Origin of the sequence: Micromonospora sp. HK10 (assembly GCF_000982955.1) — a bacterium.
Classification (GTDB): Bacteria; Actinomycetota; Actinomycetes; order Mycobacteriales; family Micromonosporaceae; genus Micromonospora.
The window spans coordinates 23,924-46,211 of sequence record NZ_KQ058836.1 but is presented as its reverse complement, the minus strand read 5'-3'; the positions used below and the strand labels follow the sequence as shown (position 1 = coordinate 46,211).

Annotated in this window: 28 protein-coding genes; 13 read left to right on the top strand and 15 right to left on the bottom strand. The window is 73.4% G+C overall.

Annotated features, from left to right (window positions below):
- Positions 1-96: 96 nt before the first annotated feature.
- The gene (locus tag LQ51_RS18950) at positions 97-366 is read right to left on the bottom strand and encodes a GlsB/YeaQ/YmgE family stress response membrane protein (RefSeq protein WP_046567553.1); all 270 of its coding nucleotides are present in this window, start codon (positions 364-366) and stop codon (positions 97-99) included.
- 228 nt (positions 367-594) lie between these two features.
- On the opposite strand from LQ51_RS18950, the gene LQ51_RS18945 reads away from it, so the two are divergent.
- Complete coding sequence (locus tag LQ51_RS18945; RefSeq protein WP_082159521.1) at positions 595-2,631, top strand: hypothetical protein; 2,037 nt, start codon at positions 595-597, stop codon at positions 2,629-2,631.
- Between the two features lie 66 nt (positions 2,632-2,697).
- Here LQ51_RS18945 and LQ51_RS18940 read toward each other — a convergent pair whose 3' ends face one another.
- Together LQ51_RS18940 and LQ51_RS33455 are read right to left on the bottom strand one after the other, a co-directional pair.
- Positions 2,698-3,126, bottom strand: a complete 429-nt coding sequence (locus tag LQ51_RS18940; protein ID WP_046567551.1) for a PPOX class F420-dependent oxidoreductase — start codon at positions 3,124-3,126, stop codon at positions 2,698-2,700.
- 133 nt (positions 3,127-3,259) lie between these two features.
- Entirely contained in the window at positions 3,260-3,640 is a 381-nt protein-coding gene (locus LQ51_RS33455) for a VOC family protein (RefSeq protein ID WP_046567603.1), read from the bottom strand.
- Positions 3,641-3,790: 150 nt separating this feature from the next.
- Here LQ51_RS33455 and LQ51_RS18930 point away from each other — a divergent pair, with 150 nt between their 5' ends.
- From LQ51_RS18930 to LQ51_RS18910, 5 genes are all read left to right on the top strand, one after another.
- Complete coding sequence (locus LQ51_RS18930) at positions 3,791-4,141, top strand: hypothetical protein (RefSeq protein WP_231605797.1); 351 nt, start codon at positions 3,791-3,793, stop codon at positions 4,139-4,141.
- Positions 4,142-4,208: 67 nt separating this feature from the next.
- Entirely contained in the window at positions 4,209-4,544 is a 336-nt protein-coding gene (locus tag LQ51_RS18925; protein WP_046567602.1) for a YnfA family protein, read from the top strand.
- A 106-nt stretch (positions 4,545-4,650) separates the two neighbouring features.
- The gene (locus LQ51_RS18920; RefSeq protein ID WP_046567549.1) at positions 4,651-5,067 is read left to right on the top strand and encodes a hypothetical protein; all 417 of its coding nucleotides are present in this window, start codon (positions 4,651-4,653) and stop codon (positions 5,065-5,067) included.
- Between the two features lie 6 nt (positions 5,068-5,073).
- Positions 5,074-6,117 (top strand): polyprenyl synthetase family protein, encoded by a 1,044-nt coding sequence (locus LQ51_RS18915; protein ID WP_046567548.1) that lies wholly within the window; start codon positions 5,074-5,076, stop codon positions 6,115-6,117.
- Between the two features lie 107 nt (positions 6,118-6,224).
- Positions 6,225-7,448 (top strand): PucR family transcriptional regulator, encoded by a 1,224-nt coding sequence (locus LQ51_RS18910; protein WP_046567547.1) that lies wholly within the window; start codon positions 6,225-6,227, stop codon positions 7,446-7,448.
- 4 nt (positions 7,449-7,452) lie between these two features.
- Here the strand turns inward: LQ51_RS18910 and LQ51_RS18905 are convergent, their stop codons facing one another.
- The 3 genes from LQ51_RS18905 to LQ51_RS32850 are packed head-to-tail and all read right to left on the bottom strand — an operon-like array spanning position 7,453 to position 8,207.
- Positions 7,453-7,683 (bottom strand): hypothetical protein, encoded by a 231-nt coding sequence (locus tag LQ51_RS18905; protein ID WP_046567546.1) that lies wholly within the window; start codon positions 7,681-7,683, stop codon positions 7,453-7,455.
- A gap of 55 nt (positions 7,684-7,738) precedes the next feature.
- Entirely contained in the window at positions 7,739-7,963 is a 225-nt protein-coding gene (locus LQ51_RS18900) for a hypothetical protein (protein ID WP_046567545.1), read from the bottom strand.
- Between the two features lie 49 nt (positions 7,964-8,012).
- On the bottom strand, positions 8,013-8,207 hold the full coding sequence (locus LQ51_RS32850) for a hypothetical protein (protein WP_231605796.1): 195 nt from the start codon (positions 8,205-8,207) through the stop codon (positions 8,013-8,015).
- Positions 8,208-8,478: 271 nt separating this feature from the next.
- Here LQ51_RS32850 and LQ51_RS18895 point away from each other — a divergent pair, with 271 nt between their 5' ends.
- Together LQ51_RS18895 and LQ51_RS18890 are read left to right on the top strand one after the other, a co-directional pair.
- Positions 8,479-9,330 carry a rod shape-determining protein gene (locus tag LQ51_RS18895; RefSeq protein ID WP_052744965.1) on the top strand — a complete coding sequence of 284 codons (852 nt, stop codon included), beginning with the start codon at positions 8,479-8,481 and terminating at the stop codon, positions 9,328-9,330.
- Positions 9,327-9,641 (top strand): TraR/DksA family transcriptional regulator, encoded by a 315-nt coding sequence (locus tag LQ51_RS18890; protein WP_046567543.1) that lies wholly within the window; start codon positions 9,327-9,329, stop codon positions 9,639-9,641. Before LQ51_RS18895 ends, LQ51_RS18890 begins: the two co-directional genes overlap by 4 nt.
- 114 nt (positions 9,642-9,755) lie before the next feature.
- Here LQ51_RS18890 and LQ51_RS18885 read toward each other — a convergent pair whose 3' ends face one another.
- From LQ51_RS18885 to LQ51_RS18875, 3 genes are all read right to left on the bottom strand, one after another.
- Positions 9,756-12,713 carry a M4 family metallopeptidase gene (locus tag LQ51_RS18885; RefSeq protein ID WP_156313146.1) on the bottom strand — a complete coding sequence of 986 codons (2,958 nt, stop codon included), beginning with the start codon at positions 12,711-12,713 and terminating at the stop codon, positions 9,756-9,758.
- A 201-nt stretch (positions 12,714-12,914) separates the two neighbouring features.
- The gene (locus tag LQ51_RS18880) at positions 12,915-13,973 is read right to left on the bottom strand and encodes a glycoside hydrolase family 43 protein (RefSeq protein ID WP_052744963.1); all 1,059 of its coding nucleotides are present in this window, start codon (positions 13,971-13,973) and stop codon (positions 12,915-12,917) included.
- Between the two features lie 125 nt (positions 13,974-14,098).
- Positions 14,099-14,695, bottom strand: coding sequence for a TetR family transcriptional regulator C-terminal domain-containing protein (locus LQ51_RS18875; RefSeq protein ID WP_046567542.1), 597 nt, complete (start codon positions 14,693-14,695; stop codon positions 14,099-14,101).
- 58 nt (positions 14,696-14,753) lie between these two features.
- On the opposite strand from LQ51_RS18875, the gene LQ51_RS18870 reads away from it, so the two are divergent.
- Together LQ51_RS18870 and LQ51_RS18865 are read left to right on the top strand one after the other, a co-directional pair.
- Complete coding sequence (locus LQ51_RS18870) at positions 14,754-15,431, top strand: SGNH/GDSL hydrolase family protein (protein WP_046567541.1); 678 nt, start codon at positions 14,754-14,756, stop codon at positions 15,429-15,431.
- A gap of 108 nt (positions 15,432-15,539) precedes the next feature.
- Positions 15,540-16,151 (top strand): TetR/AcrR family transcriptional regulator, encoded by a 612-nt coding sequence (locus tag LQ51_RS18865; RefSeq protein WP_156313145.1) that lies wholly within the window; start codon positions 15,540-15,542, stop codon positions 16,149-16,151.
- Positions 16,152-16,269: 118 nt separating this feature from the next.
- Here the strand turns inward: LQ51_RS18865 and LQ51_RS18860 are convergent, their stop codons facing one another.
- The 3 genes from LQ51_RS18860 to LQ51_RS18850 form a co-directional block, all read right to left on the bottom strand.
- Complete coding sequence (locus LQ51_RS18860) at positions 16,270-16,590, bottom strand: DMT family transporter (protein WP_046567540.1); 321 nt, start codon at positions 16,588-16,590, stop codon at positions 16,270-16,272.
- Positions 16,587-17,267 (bottom strand): FMN-dependent NADH-azoreductase, encoded by a 681-nt coding sequence (locus LQ51_RS18855; protein ID WP_046567538.1) that lies wholly within the window; start codon positions 17,265-17,267, stop codon positions 16,587-16,589. Before LQ51_RS18855 ends, LQ51_RS18860 begins: the two co-directional genes overlap by 4 nt.
- Positions 17,268-17,405: 138 nt before the next feature.
- Positions 17,406-18,335, bottom strand: a complete 930-nt coding sequence (locus LQ51_RS18850; protein WP_046567597.1) for an alpha/beta fold hydrolase — start codon at positions 18,333-18,335, stop codon at positions 17,406-17,408.
- Positions 18,336-18,420: 85 nt separating this feature from the next.
- On the opposite strand from LQ51_RS18850, the gene LQ51_RS18845 reads away from it, so the two are divergent.
- Positions 18,421-19,032 carry a CGNR zinc finger domain-containing protein gene (locus LQ51_RS18845; RefSeq protein ID WP_046567537.1) on the top strand — a complete coding sequence of 204 codons (612 nt, stop codon included), beginning with the start codon at positions 18,421-18,423 and terminating at the stop codon, positions 19,030-19,032.
- A 7-nt stretch (positions 19,033-19,039) separates the two neighbouring features.
- On the opposite strand, the gene LQ51_RS32845 is transcribed toward LQ51_RS18845, so the two are convergent.
- Positions 19,040-19,267 carry a hypothetical protein gene (locus tag LQ51_RS32845; RefSeq protein ID WP_156313144.1) on the bottom strand — a complete coding sequence of 76 codons (228 nt, stop codon included), beginning with the start codon at positions 19,265-19,267 and terminating at the stop codon, positions 19,040-19,042.
- Positions 19,268-19,291: 24 nt separating this feature from the next.
- Between LQ51_RS32845 and LQ51_RS32840 the strand changes: the two genes are divergently transcribed.
- A complete protein-coding gene (locus tag LQ51_RS32840; RefSeq protein ID WP_156313143.1) occupies positions 19,292-19,450 on the top strand; it encodes a hypothetical protein in 159 nt (52 codons plus the stop codon).
- Positions 19,451-19,471: 21 nt separating this feature from the next.
- On the opposite strand, the gene LQ51_RS18840 is transcribed toward LQ51_RS32840, so the two are convergent.
- Together LQ51_RS18840 and msrA are read right to left on the bottom strand one after the other, a co-directional pair.
- Positions 19,472-20,128 carry a TetR/AcrR family transcriptional regulator gene (locus tag LQ51_RS18840; RefSeq protein WP_046567536.1) on the bottom strand — a complete coding sequence of 219 codons (657 nt, stop codon included), beginning with the start codon at positions 20,126-20,128 and terminating at the stop codon, positions 19,472-19,474.
- A 165-nt stretch (positions 20,129-20,293) separates the two neighbouring features.
- Positions 20,294-20,800 (bottom strand): peptide-methionine (S)-S-oxide reductase MsrA, encoded by a 507-nt coding sequence (msrA, locus tag LQ51_RS18835; RefSeq protein ID WP_156313142.1) that lies wholly within the window; start codon positions 20,798-20,800, stop codon positions 20,294-20,296.
- A 528-nt stretch (positions 20,801-21,328) separates the two neighbouring features.
- On the opposite strand from msrA, the gene LQ51_RS18830 reads away from it, so the two are divergent.
- Complete coding sequence (locus LQ51_RS18830; RefSeq protein WP_046567535.1) at positions 21,329-22,246, top strand: NADP-dependent oxidoreductase; 918 nt, start codon at positions 21,329-21,331, stop codon at positions 22,244-22,246.
- The last annotated feature ends 42 nt before the right edge of the window (positions 22,247-22,288 follow it).

The window sequence follows — 22,288 nt, the reverse complement described above, 5'->3', positions numbered from 1 at the left end:
GCCGGCGCACCACAGTGGGGTGCGCGCCGGCACCCGGGCCGGACAGCCGACGGCCGGCCCGCCCGGGGAGCGGGCGGACCGGCCGTCGGGTAGAGGTCAGATTCGGCGACGTCCGTAGGCGCCCGCGGTGATCGCCACGCCGATCGCCGCGAAGACGACCTGGATGAGCAGCTCGATCCAGTCGATGCCCTTGGTGTCGGCCACGTCGAGCGCGCCGGCGACAGCGGTGCCGAGCAGCGCGGCGACGACGCCGATGAGCAGCGTGAGCCAGATCGGAATGTTCTGCTTGCCGGGTACGACCAGCCGGCCGAGTGCGCCGATGATCAGACCGATGATGATGGCCGAGATGATGCCGGTGACATGCACGAGAGCCGTCCCTTCCCGAGAGGGTGTGTCGCCCCGATCCTTGCCCCCGGCAACAAATGGCCAAACCTGCCCGCCGGGCGCCGGCACCGGCGCGCCCGCGGCAGCCCGATCTGGTCGGCCTATTGCCGAGGATCATTCGCGAGCGTAGGAAGGACATCCGCCCGCCACCACCGGGCCCGTGCCACCACCTCGGCGCTCCCCCTCCGTCCACCCTCGAAGGAGATGCCTGTGACCACCCCCAGGCGGCTGCCTTTTGCCCTGTCCGTGCTGGTCACCGTCGGTGCCGTGCTGCTCGGTTCCACCGCCGCCGCGGCACCGCCCACGGCACCGCCGCGGCCGGCCGCGCACGGCGTCTGCGACCCGATCGACCCGACGGCGTGCCTGCTGCCGTTCCCGAACGACTACTTCACCGTGCCCGACCGGAGCAGCCCCACCGGCCGGCGGGTGCGGTTCGCGGCCAGCTCGATGCCGACCACCGTCGGCGGCGTTCCGATCGACCCGACCGAGTGGAACCGGCAGGACGGGTTCAGCCCCGGCACCCCGATCCTGGTGCACGTGCCCGGCCTGGACGCGACCGCCAGCGGCATCGCGCCGGTCACCGACATCGGCCGGTCGCTGGCCCCGGACGCGCCGGTCGTGCTGCTCGACACCGCCACCGGCCGGCGCACGCCGTACTGGGCGGAGCTGGACGCGCACGCCGCCGGTCAGCCCGACCGCCAGGTGCTGATCATCCGGCCGGCCGTCGCGCTGAGCGAGGGCACCCGCTACGTCGTGGGCCTGCGCGGCCTGCGGGACCACCAGGGCCGGGCGATTCCGGCGCCGGCCGCGTTCCGGGCGTACGTCAAGGGCGGCGGTGCCCACCCCGGCGACCCCCGCACCCCGCAGCTGAAGCGGATCCTCGCCGACCTGGGCGCGGCCCACGTCAAGCGGCACGACCTCTACCTCGCCTGGGACTTCACCGTGGCGAGCCGGCCGGGTCTCACCGGGCGGATGCTGGCGATCCGGGACGGCGCGTTCGCCGCCCTCGGCGCGCAGGCGCCCTCGTTCACCGTCAGCCAGGTGGTGAACTACGCGCCGGAGCAGGATCCCCGGATAGCCCGGCAGGTGAGCGGCACCATCGCCGTACCGTCCTATCTGACCGGCACCGGCGGGCCCGGGTCGCGGCTGCACTACGGTCCCGCCGGCGGCGACGGGAAGGCCCGCACGCCGGACGACCGGCCCACCCCCTCCGGCGCGACCGTGCAGGCCGACTTCGTCTGCAACATCCCGCGCAGCGCTTCGGCCGCCGCTCCGGCGCACCTGTCGCTCTACGGCCACGGCCTGCTCGGCCGCCCGACCGAGATCAACGCCGGGAACGTCAAGGAGATGTCGGCCAGCCACAACTTCACCTTCTGCGCCACCAGCTGGATCGGCATGGCCAACGCCGACGTCCCGTACGTCGCCGGCGCGTTCAGCGACCTCAGCGCCTTTCCCGCGGTGGCGGACCGGCTGCAGCAGAGCTTCCTGAACTTCCTCTTCCTCGGCCGGGCGATGATCCACCCGGCCGGCTTCGGCGCCGACCCGGCGTTCACCGACGCCACCGGACGGCCGTTGATCGACGGGCCGGGCGGGCTGCACTACGACGGCAACAGCCAGGGCGGCATCAACGGTGGAGCGCTCACCGCCATCGCCCAGGACTGGACCCGTTCGGTGCTCGGCGTGCCGGCGATGAACTACTCGACGCTGCTGCAGCGCAGCCTCGACTTCGCCCCGTTCCAGAGCATCATGGACCAGTCCTACCCGGACCGGGCCGACCAGCAGCTGATCTTCGCGTTGCTGCAGATGCTGTGGGACCGGGCCGAGGCCAACGGGTACGCCCAGCACATGACCGACCGGCCGTTGCCAGGCACCCCGGCGCACCAGGTGCTGATGCACGTGGCCTTCGGCGACCACCAGGTCTCCCCGGCCGCGGCCGAGGTCGAGGCGCGCACCGTCGGCGCCCGCCTGCACACCCCGGCGCTCGCCGACGGCTGGTCGCGCGACGTCACGCCCTACTGGGGCATCGCGCCGATCCGCGCGTACCCGTACACCGGTTCGGCGATCGTGATCTGGAACAGCGGCGGCGCCACCGCGCCACCGCCGACGAACCTCCCGCCTGCCGGCCCCGAGTACGGCGACGATCCGCACGAGTTCCCGCGTGCCCAGCCCGCGGCGCAGCAGCAGAAGGCGACGTTCCTGCTCACCGGCGCCGTGGTCGACGTCTGCGCGGGAGCGCCCTGCTCCTGAGACCGGTTGACCCCGGTCCGGACGGCGGGCGGCGGCGCTGCCGCCGCCCGGCGTCCGCGCCAGGGCTCAGTCGGCGATGCCGGTGTAGCCGAGGGCCTTCTCGACCCGCAGGCGCACCAGCAGCTCGCCGGCCACGGCGTTGCGGGCACCGAACTCCGCGGCCCGGTCGGCGCCCATGTAGCGCGCGCCGATGCGGGTCGCCCACTGCCGCATCTCGGCCAGGTCCTCGCTGATGGTGACGTGGCCGCGCAGGGTGACGAACGCGTACGGCGGGTGCTCGTCGTCCACGCACAGCACGGCGCGGCCGTCGCGGGCCAGGTTACGGGCCTTCACCGAGGTCTTGCCGGTGTTGAACAGCACGTCGTCGCCGTCGAGCACGAACCAGACCGGGACCAGGTGCGGCGAGCCGTCGGCCCGCGTCGTCGCGAGTTTGCCGGTGCGCGTGCCCTCGGTGACGAACCGCTGCCACTCCCCGTCGGTCATCCGCTTCGCCATCCGGCCAGTATGCGGGGCCGGTCGACGGCCACCGCCGGCCGGGCGCGCCACTGGCGGACGTCTGGGCGAGCCTCACCGACCCGGAACGCACGGCGCGCTGGTTCGGGCCCTGGCAGGGCGACGCGGCCCCGGGTCAGGACGTCGCGGCCCGCTCGGCCGCGCTGCGCAGGACGCAGAACTCGTTGCCTTCCGGGTCGGCGAGGACCGCCCAGCCGGAGCCGTCCGGATTGCGGTGGTCGGCGACGAAGGTGGCGCCGAGGCCGAGGAGACGGTCCACCTCCTGGTCCCGCGACGTGTCCGGGCGCAGACACAGATGGACCCGGTTCTTGACCTGCTTGGGCTCGGGCACCTGGTTGAAGTGCAGCACCAGGCCGTCGGCCAGCGCCACCTGGGCCTCGGGGTCGCCCGGCCGGTCCTCCGGATGCAGGTCGCGGCCGGTGACCCCGCTCCAGAACCGGGCCAGCCCGTAGGCATCCGAACAATCGATCGCCACGTTCTGCACCACCGAAACCATGCGCGCCAGCGTGCCCGATGCCGCCTCCGGACGCCAGCGGACCACGCCCGGGCGCTCCTGCGCCGTCCCTGACGCCACCGCCGCCGGCCACCTGCTCCCCCGGGCCGGCGCCAGCCTCCGGGCACCCGGTTCCGGGCGTACCGTTGGCGCATGAGCGACCAGCATGGCATGCCGGATGACTCCTGGGTGCCCGACGCGTGCACCCTGCCGACGGCCGAGCAGCCGCTGCGGCTCGCCGAATTCGACCGGTTCTTTCAGGACGCGGTCCGGGGCGTCGACCGGCTGTCGGCAGGGTGGCTGCTGCTCCGGCTGGACGGCGCGGAGCAGACCGAGCGGGCGGCCCGGGACCTGGCGGCCCGCGAGTCGTCCTGCTGCTCGTTCTTCACGTTCGACATCTCGCGCGCGGACGCGACCGGCCTGACGCTGGACGTGCGGGTGCCGGCGGCGCACGTCGACATCCTCGACGCCCTCGCCGAGCGGGCCCGGCGGGTACGCCGATGACCGGACCGGGACGCGCGCCGGCCGGGTGACCAGCGGGACCGCCGGGAGGCCCGGCTACGGTCTGGGCATGACGGTCGCCCGGTCGATCCTGCTGTTCCTGCTCGCCGCGCTCGCCGAGATCGGCGGCGCCTGGCTGGTGTGGCAGGGCTGGCGGGAGCACCGGGGACTGCTCTGGGTCGCCGGCGGCGTGATCGCGCTGGGCGTCTACGGCTTCGTCGCCACCTTCCAGCCCGACGCCAACTTCGGCCGCATCCTGGCCGCGTACGGCGGGGTCTTCGTCGCCGGCTCGCTGGTCTGGGGCATGGTCGTCGACCGGTTCCGCCCGGACCGCTACGACCTGATCGGGGCCGCCATCTGCCTGGTCGGCGTCGCGGTCATCATGTACGCCCCCCGGGCCGGCTGAGCGCCGGTCGACCCGGCCACACCCGTCGCGAGCAGGTACGACACGGTCAGTCACCATCTCGACACACCTCTGGCCCGCGCCGATCGCCCGGGTGGAGACTGCGCCCATGAGCAACGGCGAGCACGAGCGCGGCGACGAGCGCTTCGAGAAGGTGGCCGACGAGACCTCCGAGACCGTGACCCACGCGGCCACGGTGCTGGAGGAGGAGCTCGCCGCGGGGCTGGCCGGGGCCCGGCGGCTGCAGGAGCGGCTGAGCGAGGACCGCCGGGTCGATCCGGAGGCGTTCGACGAGCTGGTCGCGCGGGTCCGCACCGACGGGCACGCGCTGATCGACACGGTGATCGCCCAACTGCGGACCGCGGACGAACGGCGCGGCGAGGTCGTCCGCCGGTACACGTCGGACGCGCACGACGCGCTGGACACCGTGCTCAACCTCGCCCGCCTGGTGCCGGACGTGGCCAACGGGCTCGCCGACCGGCTCATGCCACCGACCGGCAGGCGCCCGGCGTCGCCGGACCGGTAACCGGCGATGACGCCGAGGGCCGGCGCGGTCCCGCCGGACGTGGAGGGCACCCTGGAGCGCTACCGTGCGCTCATGCTCGGCGCGCTCCTCGACGACGTGCCCCCGGGCGGCCCGCGCTACCTCTACGACCTGGTCACCGAATACCCGCGGCGGTGGGGCAAGGGACTGCGCGCGGCGCTGTGCCTCGCGACCTGCCGGGCGTTCGGTGGCACGCCGTCGGTGGGGCTCAACGCCGCGGTGACCGTGGAGCTGTTCCACAACGCCTTCCTCATCCACGACGACATCCAGGACGCCAGCGAGCAGCGGCGCGGGGAGGAGACCCTGCACGCCCGCTACGGGGTCGGCGTGGCGTTGAACGTCGGCAACATGACGAACCTGCTGGCGTTGCAGCGGCTCGCCGCGAACCGGGCGGCGCTCGGCTCCGGGATCGCCTGGCGGCTGTTCGAGGAGACCGAGCTCATGCTGCGCCACTCGCTGGAGGGGCAGGCCATCGAGATCGGCTGGATCCGGGACAACGTGTGCGACCTGGCCGCGGACGACTACTACCGGATGTGCCTGAAGAAGACCTCCTGGTACACCTGCATCTACCCGTGCCGGACCGGGATCCTCGTGGCCACCGGCCGGCACGACGCCGTCGACGTGCTGGACCGCTACGGCTGGTATCTGGGCGCGGCGTTCCAGATCCAGGACGACGCGCTCAACCTCACCGGCGACTACGCCCGGTACGGCAAGGAGATCGCCGGTGACCTGTGGGAGGGCAAGCGGACCTTGATCCTCATCGACTTCATGCGGCGGTGCACCGCGGACGAGCGCGAGCGGCTGCTCGGCTTCCTGAGCCGTACCCGCGCGGAGCGCACCGCGTCCGAGGTGCGGTGGCTGCACGGTCGCCTGCTGGCGTACGACTGTGTGGAGTCGGCGCGCCGCAGCGCCCGGGAACTCGCGGTGGCGGCCCGGCGGGAGGGGCAGCGGGCGCTGGGCGCCGCCGCCGACACGGCCGACGGTCGCTTCCTGCTCGACCTGGCGGAGTACGTCGTGGAGCGCAGCCGCTAGCCTCGACCGGCCGGCGTGGCCCGGGAGCCCGTCGGCGTCCGGCCGCCGGCAATAGGCTGGACGGATCGGGCCGGCGTTCGGTGCCGGCCCCGCCCGGGGAGAGCACGATGACCGAGAGCGCCCGCCGACCGGATCGGGCCGGGGCGCCCGGCGACGACGGGTGGCTGACCGAGGTGGCCCGGGCGGCCAGCGCCGACGCCGGCGGCGTACCGGTGGAACTGCTCGGTGACTATCTACGGTTGCTGACCGAGGCGGCGGCGACCGGCCGCCGGCCGCGCCGCGGCGAACTCGACGCGGTGGGCGCGCTCGGCCGGCGCGCCGCCGAGCAGGGCGTCTCCGCGGGCCGCGCCGTCCGGCTCTACCTGTCGGCGGCCCGGCGGCTCTGGCGGCAGCTGCCGCACCTGGCCTCGGCCACCGACAGCGAAACGGTGCGGGCGGCGGCCGACGCGGTGCTCCACGTGGTCGACACCGCCGTGGCCACGCTCGCCGAGGGCTACGCGGCGGCCCGCCGGGAACTGGTCCGGCGTGAGGAGACGCTGCGCCGGGAACTCGTCGACGACCTGCTGCGCGGCGACTCCGACCTCGGCGGGCTGGTGGAGCGGGCCGAGCCGTTCGGGCTGGATCTGGCCCGGGTCCACCAGGTCGCGCTCGCCGCACCGGGCCACCGCCTGCCGGACGCCGAGTCGGCGATCAGCGCGCTGGAGCGGGTCATCTTCGACCGGTTGGGCGACCGGGACGTGCTGGTGGCCACGAAGGAAGGGCTGCTCGTCGTGATCGCCCCGGCGGAGCCGGTGACGCCGGACCGGGGCGCGGGCGACGGCGGGCCGGCGTTGGGGCGGTTGATGCACGGCGAGTTGGACCGGCTGGTCCGGGGCCGGCCGTGGCAGGTGGCGGTGGGCCGCCCGCACCCGGGCCTGTACGGGATCGCCCGCTCCTACGAGGAGGCCCGGGAGGCGCTGACCACGGCGCGGCGGCTGCACGCCGACACCGCCGTGATCGACGCGCACGACCTGCTCGTCTACCGGGTCCTGCTGCGGGACCAGGCGGCGATGGTGGACCTCGTGCAGGCGGTGCTGGCCCCGCTGAGCCAGGCCCGGGGCGGCGCCGAGCCGCTGCTGGACACCCTGCACGAGTATTTCGGGTGCGGCGAGGTCGCCACGGAGGCGGCCCGCCGCCTGCACGTGTCCGTCCGCACCGTCACCTATCGGCTGGGCAGGATCCGGGCGCTGAGCGGCTACGACCCCGCCGACCCGCGGGACCGGTTCACCCTGCATGCCGCCGTGCTCGGCGCGCGCGCACTGGACTGGCCCCGTCGGCCGTTGCCGGCCTAATGGGTCAGGCCGGCACGGCGACCACTTCCGGGAAGCCGAGCAGGGCGGCCAGCGCGCTGGCCTCACTGCGGGTCAGGGTGAGGGTGACCATGCCGTCCGGATCGTTCGGGTCGTCGTGGACGACGTCCCGGCGGTCGCCCACCAGGTACTCCACGATGCCGATCCGGCGGCCCTCCCGGGTGGTGAAGATGTGCCGTACGCCAATGCCGGGCAGCGTCGTGCGTTCGATGTTCACAGCGGATGCTCCTTGCGGGACGGCTGCCCAGGGCCGGCCGGGAGCGGGGCCGGCGCTACGGCAGCGCGGTGGACGATCGTTCGGCTCGCACGATGGACGGCGGCGCCCGGTCGGCCGACCAGGCGGGTACGCAGCCCGCGATGGCACGGTTCAACCGGACCACGATGCACATGCCGAACGCGCAGCCGGCACGGAGCGCCGCGAGGACGACCGCCAGCACCGCCAGCATCGACAGCGCGAGCGACCGCTGCGCGCCGGCCGGGCGCCGTCGGCTCTCCATGCGGCCAACCATAGCCGCTGAACACCCGTGCGTGGCCGACATGCGCAGGTCACCGGGGCGGCGACCAGGGGCCGCCACCAACGGTGACGGCGGCCGGACGGGACGCGATGGTGTTCTCCGGCGGCCGGCAATCAAGCGCGCTCTTGTTGGCCGGCCGCGCGCAATGCCAACGTCGTGCTTCCGGGCGACGCTTGAGGTCCGACGCGTACCCGAGCAGCGAGGAGGCGGTGATGATGACCCGCACGCCGGTGGCCACCCGACGCGTGTTCGCCGGTTGCCCGCCGCTGTCCCGGCGTGCGCCGGCCCGGGTGGCCCGGTCCGGGCCGCAGCGGCCCGCCGCCCGGACCGGTGAGGTTATCCCGCCGCCGCGTGCTGGACGTCCCTGAGCCCCGGCGGGTCGACGCCGTAGCGGGCGCACCGATCTGACGGTCGCCGTACGGCCCGACCGCCCGTTCCACCGCATTCCACCCCCGCCGCCTCGACGGCCCGGGGGTCTCACCGTAGAAGAGGTCGGTATGTCCGGCAACGTCACTTCCGTACACCCTCCGGCCCGCACCGGGATGCTGGTCGGCCGGTCCCACACCACCCGCCCGGTGGTCTCCGTCGCGCCCGAGCCGGTCGCCGTGGACCTCGGCAGCGCCCAGCTGCGGATCTGGCTGGGGCCGCACGGCATGCTGAGCGTCCCGGTCGGCCAGGGCCTGCGGACCCCGGTGGTACGGCGCGGACGCATCGTCGACGGCCCGGCCTGCACCACCGAACTGCGGCGGCTGCTGCGGGACCACCGGCTCCCGCTGCCGGTGGGCTCGCTCGTGGTGGCCTGCCGTCCGGTCCTCGCCACGCCGGCCGACCAGGCGGCCACCCGCCGGGTGCTCAACGCCGTACTCGCGCCGTCCCGGCTGCTCTTCGTCGACAGCGTCCGCGCGGGCGCCATCGGCGCGGGCGCCGCCGCCGGCACCCTGCTGCTCGCCGACATCGGCGCCCAGCTCACCGAGGTGGCCCTGCTCGAGCACGGCCGGGTGGTCGCGGCCCGGCGCGCCGAGGTCGGCACCCGGGACCTGAACCACGCGGTGACCGCCGGCATGCTCGCGGACACCGCGACCAGGCTGATCCGGGAGTTGCGGCAGGAGCCGGCACTGCGGCAACCCCTCCGGGCCGCCCTGGGCCGGGGCGTCGTCGTGATCGGCGACGGGGCCACCCGGCCCGACCTGACCGCCCGGCTGGTCGCCACGCTGGGCGCGACCGTGCACCGCGCGGCGTCACCGCGCACCGCCGCGCTGACCGGGGCCGGCATGGCCGCCGTCGCGGCGACCCGACACCCGATGGCCGACCGGACCCGGCCTCCTTCCGGAAAGGACGAGCGAGCATGACGCACACCCTCGAAAACCGCACGGAAGCGCTGCGCGAGTTGCTGGAGCGCCAGTTCCAGCAGCACACCGACCAGCTCACCGAGCTCACCGTGCACACCCGACAGCCCGACCACGGCGGTCACGACCCGGACACCCTGCGCCGGCTGATCGAGGTGGCCCAGCAGGGCGTCGCCGCCACCGCCCAGGCGCTGCGGCGGATGTCCGAGGGCACCTACGGCGTCTGCGACCGCTGCGGCCAGGACATCCCGACGGCGCGGCTGGAGATCCTGCCCTCGGCCCGCTGTTGCGTACCGTGTCAGCAGCGTGGCTGACCGGTCCGGGACCGTCCACCTACCGGCAGCGCGGCCGGTAGGCACGGCGCGCCGGGAACCCCACCCGCGGGTTCCCGGCGCGCCGCCGGGCGTTCGGGCCGGCCTAACCGGGGCTCACCGGCAGGACTTCGCGCCCGTCGCGTACGCCAGGCCGAAACCGCCCGCCGACGAGTCCATGTAGATCACGTCGCGCCCCGCGCCCGCCGTCGCGAACATCTGCGCGCCCGGACTGCACGACGCCGGCCCGACGTACGTCCCGTCGAACCGGTACTGCTCGAGCTTCGGGTTCAGCGAGTTGTCCGGGTAGCCGCCGGTCGCCAGCCAGCGGTCCACGGGAGCCTCCTCGGTGATCGTCAGGGTGGTGTCGGAGAGCGTGAGCACGTCGGCCCGCTTCGCCTGCGGGGAGTTCTCCTCGAAGAGCAGGTGACTCGTGCCGGTGGCGAAGTCGAAGAGCCGCACCGAGTCGTGGTACGTCCCCTGGCTCCACGCGCCGTCGACGTAGCGGCCGTAGTCCCGGTTGATCACCCAGGCGACGGCGGTGCCGGACACCTGCGGGTAGCTCATCGTCTCGGCGCCCGGGTCACCGCCGGCGAAGGTCGTCCTCCCGGTCGCGACGTCGTACACCTCGACGCCCAGCGACCACCAGGTGCCGTCGGGGTTGGGCTGCGCGAGGTCCTCGTACCGGACGTAGGAGATCTTCCCGTGCCGGACGCTCGGCGCGGTGGCGTTGCCGACCCAGCCCGGGTGGGCGAGGGTGTGCACGGTCGGCGAGTCGCCCCGCAGGTAGCGCACGACGTCGAGGTAGTTCTGCTCGGGGTCGTACTGGCTCCACGCCAGCACGGTGCCGTCGAAGCCCAGGCCGTCGATGCGGTACGGGGAACGGTAGAGCTCCTCGACCTTGCCGCCGCCGACGGGCGCCGACAGGATGCGGTCGATCTCCCACGTCGGCGAGTCGGCGTTCGCCTCGATCGACAGCCACACCACCCGCTTGCCGTCGGTGTGCGGGAAGCTGTGCACGTTCCCGTCGTCCGGGGAGATCCGGTACGGCGCGGTCCTGCCGTTGGTGCGGCCCACCCAGATCGAGGTCGGTTGGGTGTGGTTCGCGTCCGACCGCGGCACGGCGAACCAGCCGCCGGCCAGGCTCGCCGTCATGTCGACGTACAGCCCGGTGTTGAGCCGGTCGACCAGCAGGTCGGTCTTCTTGCCGTACAGGCCGGCCTTCCACTTCGCGGTGATTCCCCGCGAGTCGAACGCGGCCTGCACCACCCGGAGGTCCTTCTTGCTCAGACCCCACGACCGGGCGGAGGCGAGCACCGCCTCGCGGGCGTCGACGAAGTCGGACATGGGCGCGAGGTAGTCGGTGAGCGCCCGGTAGACGATCTTGTCGGCGACCGCGCCGCCGAACGCCTGGCGCAGGTCCCAGAGCGCCCCGGACACGATCGTCGAGTTGAGGTGCACGCCGCCGTCGTCCATCGCCGGGGTGTCCATCAGGTGCTGGAAGTCCGCCGTGGTGGCACCGTCGTCGAGGTTGCGCAGGGCGCACCGGGCGGGAGCCAGGGTGCGGCAGAGGTCGCCGCCGAGCAGGCTCGCCTCCGGGTCGGACATCGAGGTGCCCGACGCGTCGACGTCGATGGCGTTGCCGAAGTAGTCGGCGATGGCCTCGTTGAGCGCGCCCGGCTGGCCGCCATAGACCAGGCTGGCGGTGTGCTCCACCACGCCGTGCGTCATCTCGTGGCCCACCACGTCCGGGTCGGCGGCCAGCGGCAGGTACTCGTCGTCGCCGCTGCCGTACACCATCCGGGTGCCGTCCCAGTACGCGTTGACCCACGGGTAGCCGCCGTAGGTGATGCCGACGATCGAGTCGATCGGCATGCCGTCGCCGTCCAGGCTGTCGCGCCCGAGTTCGGCCTGGTACCACTCGAACACCTGGGCGGCGTCCCAGGCCGCGTCGACGGCGCCGGCGTCGGTCAGGTCGGCCCCGAGCGTGCGGGACGGCGACGCGAACGGCCCGACGCCCTCCGGCCACCCGCCGTCGAGCAGGTCGTAGTAGTCCCGGCCCCGGCCGTCCCAGGTGGTGATCGGCACCGTCCGGCCGTCCTTGCGGGCGTGGGTCCGGTCCGTCATGAGGTAGCCGTCGCCGCCGTCGGGCCGGATGAGCGGGATCGGCACCGTGGCGCCGTGCAGGGTGGTGCCCGTGCCGGCGACCGGCGTCGCGCCGGTGCCCGTGGCGGTCGCCGCCGGCGCGGCCTGCGGCGCCTTGGCGGTTCCCCGGGCGGCCAGGGCGGCGGCCTGCTGCGCGGTGGCGAACGTCTTGATCCGGCTGACGCTGAGCAGCGGCACGCCGTTCGTCGCGCCCACGTACACGTCGCGCAGCACGGGCTGACCCGTCACGACGTCCCGGCCCTTGACGAGCACCCGCCGGGCGAGCACGCCGGTGCCGGTCGGCATGACCACGAGCCCCTGGTCGGTGCCGGTGAGGTCGGCGCGGGCCGGGTCGGGCTTCGCGCCGGGCCGCGGGGCGCGGGCCACCACGGCCGCGCCGGGGTGCAGGCTCCTGCGTACGTCCTCGACGGCCCGGGCGATCGCGATGTCCGCGGGCAGCGGGGTGGCCGTGGTGTCGACGTCGAGGTCGGTGAAGTAGGTGCCCGAGGTGCCGGTCACCGTACGGGTGCCGGCCTTCTTCTGCATCCGCACCACGTACTGGGCGCCGAACACGGGCAGGCCCCGGTATCTCTGGTCCAGCCGGACCGTCTCCCGCGTGCCGTGCGTGTCGACCCGCCCGGTGGTGAGCGTGCCGGCCGGGTCGGCGATCCGGTAGCGGTCCCGGTGGCCGGCGAGGTGGGCCCGCGCGGCCTTGTCCGGTGCGATCGTGGCGTCGGCCGGGTCGGCCAGGTCGTCCACGAGCGCGGGGGTGTCCGTGGCGGGTGCCACGGTGGCCGGGACGGACGCCCCGGCGGCCGTGCTCGGGCCCGCCGGCGACGGGCTCGCCGCGTGCGCGGCCTGGGCGGTGGTGCCGAGGAGGGCGGCCGCCGCCAGGACGGCGAGGGCGGGTGGTGCCTTGAGACTTCGCAACTGTTGCTCCTGCGTGGTGAGGACCGCGTCCAGCCCGGAGGGCTCGGTGCGGCACGGGCTCCACTCACCCTCACCGCGCTGTCGGCACCGCCACAAGGACGACTTTGCGCAGCTGCGCAAGTCGGAAGCTGACGCAGACGCCGGGCCGACTCCGGGTCAGCCGTCGCCCGCCGCCGCGCTCACCCGGGCACCGGCGGACGGTTACCGTCTCACGGTGCGGATCCCACCGTCCTCGGTGTACTCGAGCGGGGCGATCCGCACGTCGCGCAGGTGGTCGACGCCGGACCGGCTGGCGTCGTGGTAGAGCAGGTACCAGTCGCCGCCGAACTCGACGATCGAACCCTGCGTGGTCCAGCCGTCGACCGGTTCGAGCACCGTGCCGCCATAGGTGAACGGGCCGTACGGCGAGTCGCCCGTCGCCCACGCCAGCTGGCGGCTCTCGCCCGTGGAGTACATCAGGTAGTAGCGGCCGGCGTGCCGGTGCACCCACGACCCCTCGAAGAAGCGGCGCGGGTCGCCCTGCCGCAGCGGCCGGCCGGCCTCGTCGAGGACGACGACCTCGCGGACCGGCTCGGCCAGGCCCAGCAGGTCGTCGGTGAGCCGCGCGACGCGCGGGCCGAGCGCCGGCTCGTCGTCCGCCGGATAGGTGTCCGTCCCCACGTACTCGCCGTTCCGCCAGCGCTGCAGCTGCCCGCCGAGGATCCCACCCAGGTAGAGGTACGTCGTACCGTCCTGGTCGGTGAAGACGGCCGGGTCGATGCTCTGGCTGCCGGCGATCGGCTCCGGCTCGGCGACGAACGGGCCGGCCGGGTCGGCCGAGGTGGCCACGCCGATCCGGAAGATCCCGTCGCGGTCCTTCGCCGGGAAGAACAGATAGTAGCGGTCGCCCTTGCGCGCGGCGTCCGGAGCCCAGAGCTGCTTGTCCGCCCAGGGTATGTCGGCGAGGGTGAGGGCGACGCCGTGGTCGACGACCTCCCCGCCGACCTGCGCCATGGACAGCACGTGGTAGTCGCGCATGTCGTACTGGCTGCCGAGCCGGTCGGCCGGCACGCCCGTGTCGACGTCGTGCGAGGGGTACACGTAGAGCCGGCCGTTCCAGACGTGGCCCGACGGATCGGCGGTGTGGATGTGCTCGACCAGCATTCCGTCCTCCGTGGTGGGTCGCGCGGCCGGCCGGCCCGGCGGACCGCCGCCGCAGCCGACCAGGGCCGTCAAGGCGGCGGCGCCGGCGACGGCGCAGACGATTCGGCGTGGGTGCACGGGGTTCCTCGGGTGGCCGGATCGGCGCCTTCCCGCCCGGGCGGGTGGGCGCCGGCGCTGGTGCGGTTCCGGGCCAGCCTAGTGGTCCGGGCACGGTCGGGCGGACCGCCATCCGACCGGTGGGATCATGGTCGGGGTACCAGCCGCTCGACGGAGCGGCGCACGTGGTCCGCGGCGTGCGGCTCATCGAGGCGGATGGCGGTGTTGGCCGCGGTGAGCACCGCGTCGACCTGGAAGGCGACCAGGTCGGCGTCCGGGTCGACGACGTCGCCGGCGGCGATCGCGTGCCGCGCCTGTTCGGCGATGAGCGCCAGCCAGGCCCGGCGCTGCCGCCGCAGCGCCTCCCGGACCGGGCCGGGGCGGCTGTCGAAGTCGGGCAGGTTTGCCGCCCAGAAGCAGCCGCCCGCGAAGGTGGGCTGCTCGGCGTAGCCGATCCAGCGCTCGACGAGTGCCCACAGTCGAGCGGCGCCGCGCGGCGTGTCCAGGACCGGCCGCACGACCGCGTCCAGGAAGACCTCCCGCGCGGCCTCCACGGTGGCGAGTTGGAGCTGTTCCTTGCTGCGGAACAGGGTTGCCACCCCGCTCTTGCTCAGTCCCAGGTCGGCGGCGAGACCGCCGAGGCTCAGGCCGGCCAGGCCGGTCACGGAGGCCACGTCCGCGGCGTGTCGGGTGATGGTCCTTCTGGTACGCGCCCCGCGGGCCCGGCGTTGGTCAGTGGTCATGGCAGCTCTCGCTCGGCGACCCTTGCAAAAAGTACACGAACGATCGTACGTTTTGTTTATGAGCCCAGCAAGCGGAGAGCTGACGGAGGAATCGGATCCCTCCTGCCTGTCCCCGTCCCGTGCTACGGCCCTGCTCGGCCGGGCCCCATGGCGTCGCTTCGCGACCGTCGGCGACAGCCTGTCGGCCGGCGTCGGTGATCCGAGTCCCGGATACGGCCTCCTGGGCTGGCCGGCCCGGGTCGCGGATGTGCTGCGTCAGGTCCACCCGGACCTGGCCTACCTGAACCTCGGCGAGGCCGGCGCGACCACGTCCCGAACCCTGCGCACGCAGGTGAACCGGCTCGTCGAGTTCCGTCCTGACCTGATCCACCTGCCCTGCGGCGCCAACGACCTGTTCCGGCCGGACCCGGACTACGCGCTCATCGCGAGCCGGCTGGAGCGGCTGTTCGAGGTCGCCGCCGGGACCGGTGCGCAGCTGACGGTGTTCACTCTGGGCCGGGCCTTCGTCGTGCCGCGGTACGCGGACTGGACCGACCGGGTACGCCGGATCAACGCGATCACCCGTGCGCTGGCCGGTCGGCACGACGCGGTCCTGGTCGACATGTGGGACCACCCGGTCAACGACCGGCCGGATCTGCTCAGTCGGGACGGGATCCACTTCGCCACCGTCGGGCAGGCGGTACTGGCGACCGAGATCGTCAAGGGCCTCGCCGGCCGGCTCGCCGCCCCATCATGACCGAAGGGGGCCACGCCGGGATGGCCGGACCGCGGACGGCGGATCACGCCGGCCAGGCGCGCCGTCGCCACCCATTCGGACGCCGCGTCCACTTGCTAGGCTGGCCCGGTGAACGGCCGCACCGACCGGTTGACCGGGGACCCGCTCGGCGATCGCGCTCCGGGCGAGCGGGCCGACGCGGCCAGGAACCGGGCGCGGGTGCTCGCCGCCGCCCGGACCCTGTTCGCCGACGGCGACCCGCGGAGCGTCACGATGGAGGACATCGCCCGGGCCGCCGGCGTGGGACGCGCCACCCTCTACCGGCGCTACCCGGACCCCGCGTCGATCGCCCAGGCCCTGCTCGACGAGCACGAGCGCGACCTCCAGCAGCGGATGATGTCCGGGCCCCCGCCGCTCGGTCCCGGCGCTCCCCCGGCCGAACGGCTGGCGGCCTTCTACGCCGCGATGGTGGACCTGCTCGAGCAACACCTGCCGCTCGTGCTCGGCGCCGAGGTCGGGCCGGCGCGCTTCGCCACCGGGGCGTACGGCTTCTGGCGGGCACACGTGCGGGCGCTGCTGGCGCAGGCCGCCGCGCCGCAGGTCGACGCGCTCGTCGACGTCCTGCTCGCGCCGCTCGCCCCGGACGTCTACCAGTACCAGCGGGAGCAGCGCCGCCGCACGCCGGAGCAGATCGCCGCCGCCCTGCGCACCCTCGCGGCCGGCGTGCTCGACGGCGGATGAGCCGTGCGGGACGGGTCCGCTGCCCGTTGCCGGACCCGTCCCGCACGGCCGTTCCCGTCCGGACCGACGAGCGCCGCCCGCGCCGATCAGGCCACCGCGGGGGCGGTGCTCCGCATGCTCAGTCCGGGTTGGTGACCCGGGCGAGCACGATGCCGCCGACGATCAGGGCCAGCGCGGCGAACCTGCCGACGCTGACCGGGTCCCGGTGCACGACGATGCCCAGCGAGATCGCCCCGATCGCGCCGATCCCGGTGAACACGGCGTAGGCGGTGCCGACCGGCAGGTCCCGCATGGCCCGGGACAGCAGGTACACGGCCGCGGCGCCGAGGACGAGACAGATCAGCGTCGGCACCGGCCTGGTGAAGTTCTGGGTGGGCTTGATGCTCTGCGACCAGACGATCTCGACCAGGCCGGCGAGCACCAGGATCAGCCAGGTCATGACCCGGCCCGTGCCGCGACGGGGCCACCGGCGGCCAGGGTGCGTGCCAGGTCGGACACCGCCCGCTTTGCCGCGTCGAACGAGGCGGCGTACGACTCGCGCCACCGCGCCAGCGTCGGGTCCACGGTCGAGTTCACGAACTCGGCGTTGATGACGGTGATGTCGTCCACCTGGAAGTGCCCCCGGAAGAAGTCGCGCAGGTAGCGTTCCTGATGGTCGACCGGCTCCCGGGGTGTGCCCGGCGCGTACGAGCCGCCGCGCGCGGAGACCACGACCACCGTGGCGTCCAGTGCGGCGCGCGGGAACGTCACCTGGTCGAGCCAGAGCTTGAGGCTCGCCGGGATCGAGAAGTTGTACATCGGCACTCCGATGAGCAGCACGTCGGCGGTGACCAGCTCGGTCAACAGCGGCTCGACGACCGCCCAGGCCGCGCGCTGCGCCGGGGTGCGCACCCCGTCGACGAGGCGGACCGGGTCGGTGATGCCGTGGGCCAGGGCGTAGTCGCAGAGTTCCGTCCACGCCTCGCCGATCACCGGGACCGGATCCGCGGCGAGGTCCCGGTAGGTGTAGGTGCCCGTCGGGCTCGCCGCCCGCCACTGCTCGGCGAACACCCTGCTCAGGGCGCGGGAGTGTGAGGCGCGGCGGGCGCTGGTGTCCAGGTGCAGCAGATGGACCATGACGACCTTCCCTTCTTCCTCCCGGATATACGGACACCATGTCCGCTTACCGGCTTCGACCCTGCCAACGAAACGGACGGGGCGTCCATTTCCGCTCGGGTTGTGACGCGCAGCACACGCCCGGACCGACCGATCGGCCTATCTCGTCGCGGCGCCCGCCGACCGCTCGGCGCGGGCGATCCGGTCGAGGAAGCCCGCCACCAGCGGCGCGATCCGCGGCAGCTTCTCCTCCAGCGCGAAGTGCCCCGTGTCGAGCAGGTGCAGCTCGGCATCGGGAAGGTCGCGCAGGTACGCCTCGGCGCCCGGCGCGGGGAAGAACGGGTCGTTGCGGCCCCACACGATCAGCGTCGGGGGCTGGTGCAGCCGCAGCCACTCCTGCCAACGGTCGTACTGCCGGAGGTTCGACTGGTAGTCGAAGGCCAGGTCGAGCTGCGGCTGGCTGCGCCCCGGCTGGTCCAGGAAGTGCTGGTCCAGGGTCCAGCCGTCGGGCGCGACCTCCTCCGGGTTCGAGGTGCCACCCTCGTACTGGCCGCGGGTGGCGGGCAGCGTCAGCAGCGCGCGGACCTGTTCCTCCGCGCCCGGGTCGGTGGGGCGCAGCGCGATGAAGTCCCGCGCCTGATCCGACAGCCCTTCGAGGTACGCGTTGCCGTTCTGCACGATGAGCCCGGCCACGCGGTGCGGGTGGCGGGTGGCGAGCCGGAAGCCCACCGGGGCGCCGAAGTCGAACATGTACAGCACGAACCGGGTCAGCCCGAGGCGCTCGACGAACCGGTCGACCGCGTCGGCCAGTCCGTCGAAGGTGTAGTCGAACGTGCCGCCCAGACTCGCCGGCGTCGGCACGTCACTGTGCCCGAAGCCCGGGTAGTCCGGCGCGATGAGCCGGTGGCGGTCGCCCAGCGCGTCGATGAGCCGCCGGTACTGGTGCGAGGCCGACGGAAAGCCGTGCAGCAACAGGACCGGTGGCCGGTCCGCCCCTCCCGGCGCGGAGGGGACGGACTCCCGGTAGAAGAGCCGGAGCCCGCCCACGTCGAGGTGCCGGTGCACGACCCGGGTCACGCGCACAGTCATGGTCACACCCTTCTTTAGCCCAATGTTGCATTAGAGTTACCGGTGACCGACCTAACGCGTCAAGAGGCCGGGATACCATTAGCCGATGACGGACCTGACGCCACTCGTGGGCGAGCCGCTGCCACTCGACCTGATCAACACGGTGGTGCGGCACGGCGGCAACACCGTCGACCTGCTCGCCACGCCCGCACAGGTGCAGGCGTGGCTCGCCGCCCAAGCCGATCGCGGGTCCGACCTGCCCGAGGCGTCGGCCACGATCACGCCGGACGACGTGGCGATGGTCCAGGCCGTACGCGGCCACATCGCGGTCGCCGTCGACCACGCCCGGCGCGGCCTGGCGCCACCCGCCGACACCGTCGCGTACCTCAACGACAGTCAGCGCCGGGCGCCCGCGATCCGGGAGCTGCGCTGGCTGTCGGGTGCCCCACGGGCGCGCGTGGGCCGCGAGGGCAGCCCGGGTGCGCAGCTCGCGGCCCGCCTCGCCGAGGCCGCCGTCGAGCTGCTCACGGATCCGGGGCTGGCCACCGTGCGGCAGTGCGAGGCCGAGAACTGCGTCGTGCTCTTCCTGCCGGCGCATCCCGGTCGCCGCTGGTGCTCCCGCACCCGGTGCGGCAACCGCGCCCGCGTAGCCCGGTACTACCACCGGCACCGGGCCGGACGGGCCGAGCCCGCCGGCGCCGACGATCCGCCGCGGTGACCGCGGGTCAGGCTGGCCGCTCCGCGCTACTGTCCGCCGACGGTGCCGACGGGAAACCGGCTGCCGGGCTGTGCCGCGTCCAGCGCCCGACCATCGGCAACGCGATCGCGGCATTGGCCGGTATGGCGTTGATTCCCAACACGACGGTCGACAGCGCGGCCAGAACAAGCGATGCGATCTTCACCCGGGACGCGGCGCGCCGGAATCGGGTCTTGCGGGAGTCGGCCCAGTCCATGTCCGCTGACACCAGGTCCCGAAAATGTACGAACACCTCGCGGAGCGGCCGGTCGGACTGCCGGCCAGCCAACTCCAGCAGGCCCTGCTCAGCGCGGCCCAGTGGCACCTGGACGAGGTCCACGACCCGCAGCTCGCCGCCGAACTGCGCGCGTGGATCGAGATCAAGCCGCGCCTCGGGTAGCCGCCGTTCGGGCGGCCGCAATCAACGGGTCGGCTGGCCGGACGGCTCCGTGAGGAACGACCTGATGTGGTCCAGGGCCATGTCCAGGGCGACCTCCATGGGCGCCACGTCGTGCGCGGCGTTCGCCAGCAGGTAGCCGCCCTGTAGGGCCGCCATCAACCCGGTGGCCAGTTTCTCCGGGTCGGCGTCCCGGCGCAGCGCACCGCTGTCCCGCATCCGGTGCAGGCCGTCGCTGATCAGCTTTTCCCATTCCGCGAACGTCTCCGACAGCATCGATCGCGCCTGCTCGTCCTGATCGGACAGCTCGACTGCCATCGACCCGAGGCCGCACCCGTATCTGCCGTTGTTCAGCGAGTTGGCCTGGACCAGCGCGTTACGCCACCGGACCAGCCCGGAGAAGGACCTCAACCGTTCGAGCCCGCCGCGCTCACGCTGCAGCACGAGTGCGCCTCGATAACTGACCAACGCGCGGACGAGTTCCTGCTTGTCCGCGAAGTGGTGGTAAAGCTGGGACTTGCTGGTCTGGCTCGCCTCGCGGACGTCGTCCAGGGTCGTCGCATTCACTCCGCGCACGAACATGAGGCGGTTCGCCGCCTCGAGGATCCGCTCGCGCGTCGCGATGCCCCGTTGGCTGATCCTCCGCGGCTTCGTCGGCGGAGCCACCTGCTCGTCGCCCATCGCGCAAGTGTATCCAGCGGCACGCCCGAAAAGTCCGTGGCGGACCGCACCGTGGAGTCGGTCCGGCGTCGTGTCCCATGCTGGCCGTGGGGACGACGATCGGCCGTGCCGACACTCATCCAGGCGCGCCGGCGCGCGGACCTCGGGGTCCGCGCGCCGGGGGTGTCAGGCCGTCGCCCGCTTCGGGAGCTTCCAGCCGGGGCGGGGAAAGTGGCAGGTGTAGCCGTCCGGGTAGGTCTGCAGGTAGTTCTGGTGCTCGGGCTCGGCCTCCCAGAAGTCGCCCGCCGGAGTGACCTCGGTGACGACCTTGCCGGGCCACAGGCCCGAGGCGTCGACGTCGGCGATGGTGTCCTCGGCGACCCGCTTCTGCTCGTCGCTGGTGTAGAAGATCGCCGACCGGTAGCTGGTGCCGATGTCGTTGCCCTGGCGGTTCTTCGTCGACGGGTCGTGGACCTGGAAGAAGAACTCGAGCAGGGCGCGGAAGTCGGTCTTCTCGGGGTCGTAGCTGACCTCGATCGACTCGGCGTGCGTGCCGTGGTTGCGGTAGGTGGCGTTCGGGACGTCGCCGCCGCTGTAGCCGACGCGCGTGGACACGACGCCGGGCTGGTGCCGGAACAATTCCTCCATGCCCCAGAAGCAGCCGCCGGCGAGGATCGCCCTTTCGATGGTCACGTCGTCTCCTGACTGGTGGTTGGTGTCACTCGTGCACAGGGGCGCGCCTCCGCTGCGGCACCGCCCTCCCGGCGTCTCGACGGGAGATCTCCGCCATGACGTGAGACGCCCCTGTACAGACGCCACACGGGCCGGCCGTATTCCCGCAGCCGATCGACTTATTTTGGACCAGTTAGTCCAATAGCGGTGCCGACCCGACGCGGGCAGCACGCCAGCAAGCTGTGCTAGAACGCCGTCACGGTATCACTCGTCCGCTTTCAGGCTGGACTTGACCGACCAGTTGAGCGGCGGCTAGGTTCGAGGCGTCCGACCGGGCGCCGCCGTTGGCGACGAGGTGCCCGGCGGGCCCACCGGTGCCGAGTTCCCCGTACCTGAGGTTGCCGCCGGGGAACCGGGCGATGCTGACACCAACCGCGAACCGTGCGACGGACCATTCGGCTGGCCGATGGCCGCCGGCATCAGACCAGGTGGGCTTCTCATTCCGACCGCATCTCCAGCACAGAGACAACGACCGAGGAGGCAATTCCCATGAAAGCGATCGTGGTGACGGACCAGGCCGCGGGAAAGGCCGGGATGACGCTGGTGGACCGGCCCGAGCCGACGCCGGCGCTGAACGACGTCGTCGTTGAGGTTCATGCGTCGGGGTTCGTCCCGACCGAGCTGGCCTGGCCCTCGACCTGGACCGATCGCCTCGGCCAGGACCGGACGCCGTCGATTCCCGGGCACGAGCTGGCCGGCGTGGTCACCGCCCTCGGTTACGGCACGACGGGACTGTCCGTCGGGCAGCGGGTGTTCGGCCTCGCCGACTGGAGTCGCGACGGCACGCTGGCGGAGTATGTGGCCGTTGAGGCGCGCAATCTCGCCCCGCTCCCCGGCGACGTCGACTTCACCGTGGGCGCGAGCCTGCCGATCTCCGGCCTGACCGCGTGGCAGGGGCTGTTCGAGCACGGCCGCCTCCGCGCGGGGCAGAGCGTCCTCGTGCACGGCGCGGCCGGCGCGGTGGGTTCGCTGGTCACGCAGCTCGCCGGCGAGGCCGGCGCGTACGTCATCGGCACCGGACGCGCCGGCGACCGTCAGGCGGCGCTCGACTTCGGCGCGCAGGAGTTCGTCGATCTCGAGAACGACGCCCTCGAGGACGTCGGCGGAGTCGATCTGGTGTTCGACGTCATCGGCGGTGACATCGGCAAACGCTCGGCCGGGCTGATCCGGGCCGGCGGAACGCTGGTGTCCGTGGTCGGGCCGCCGGAGGCCCGACCCACCGAGGGCCTGGCGGTCGACTTCGTCGTCGAGCCCGATCGCGCCCAACTGGGCGAGGTCGTCCGGCGGGTGCGGGACGGACGACTCCGGACCCACATCGGCCTGGTCGCGACCCTCGACGACGCGGTGGCCGCCTTCAACCGGACCGAGCGGGTCACCGGGAAGACGGTCATCCGCATCCGTCCGTGAGGACCCGGCGAGCGAGCACCGGGCTGCGGACACACCGGAGGC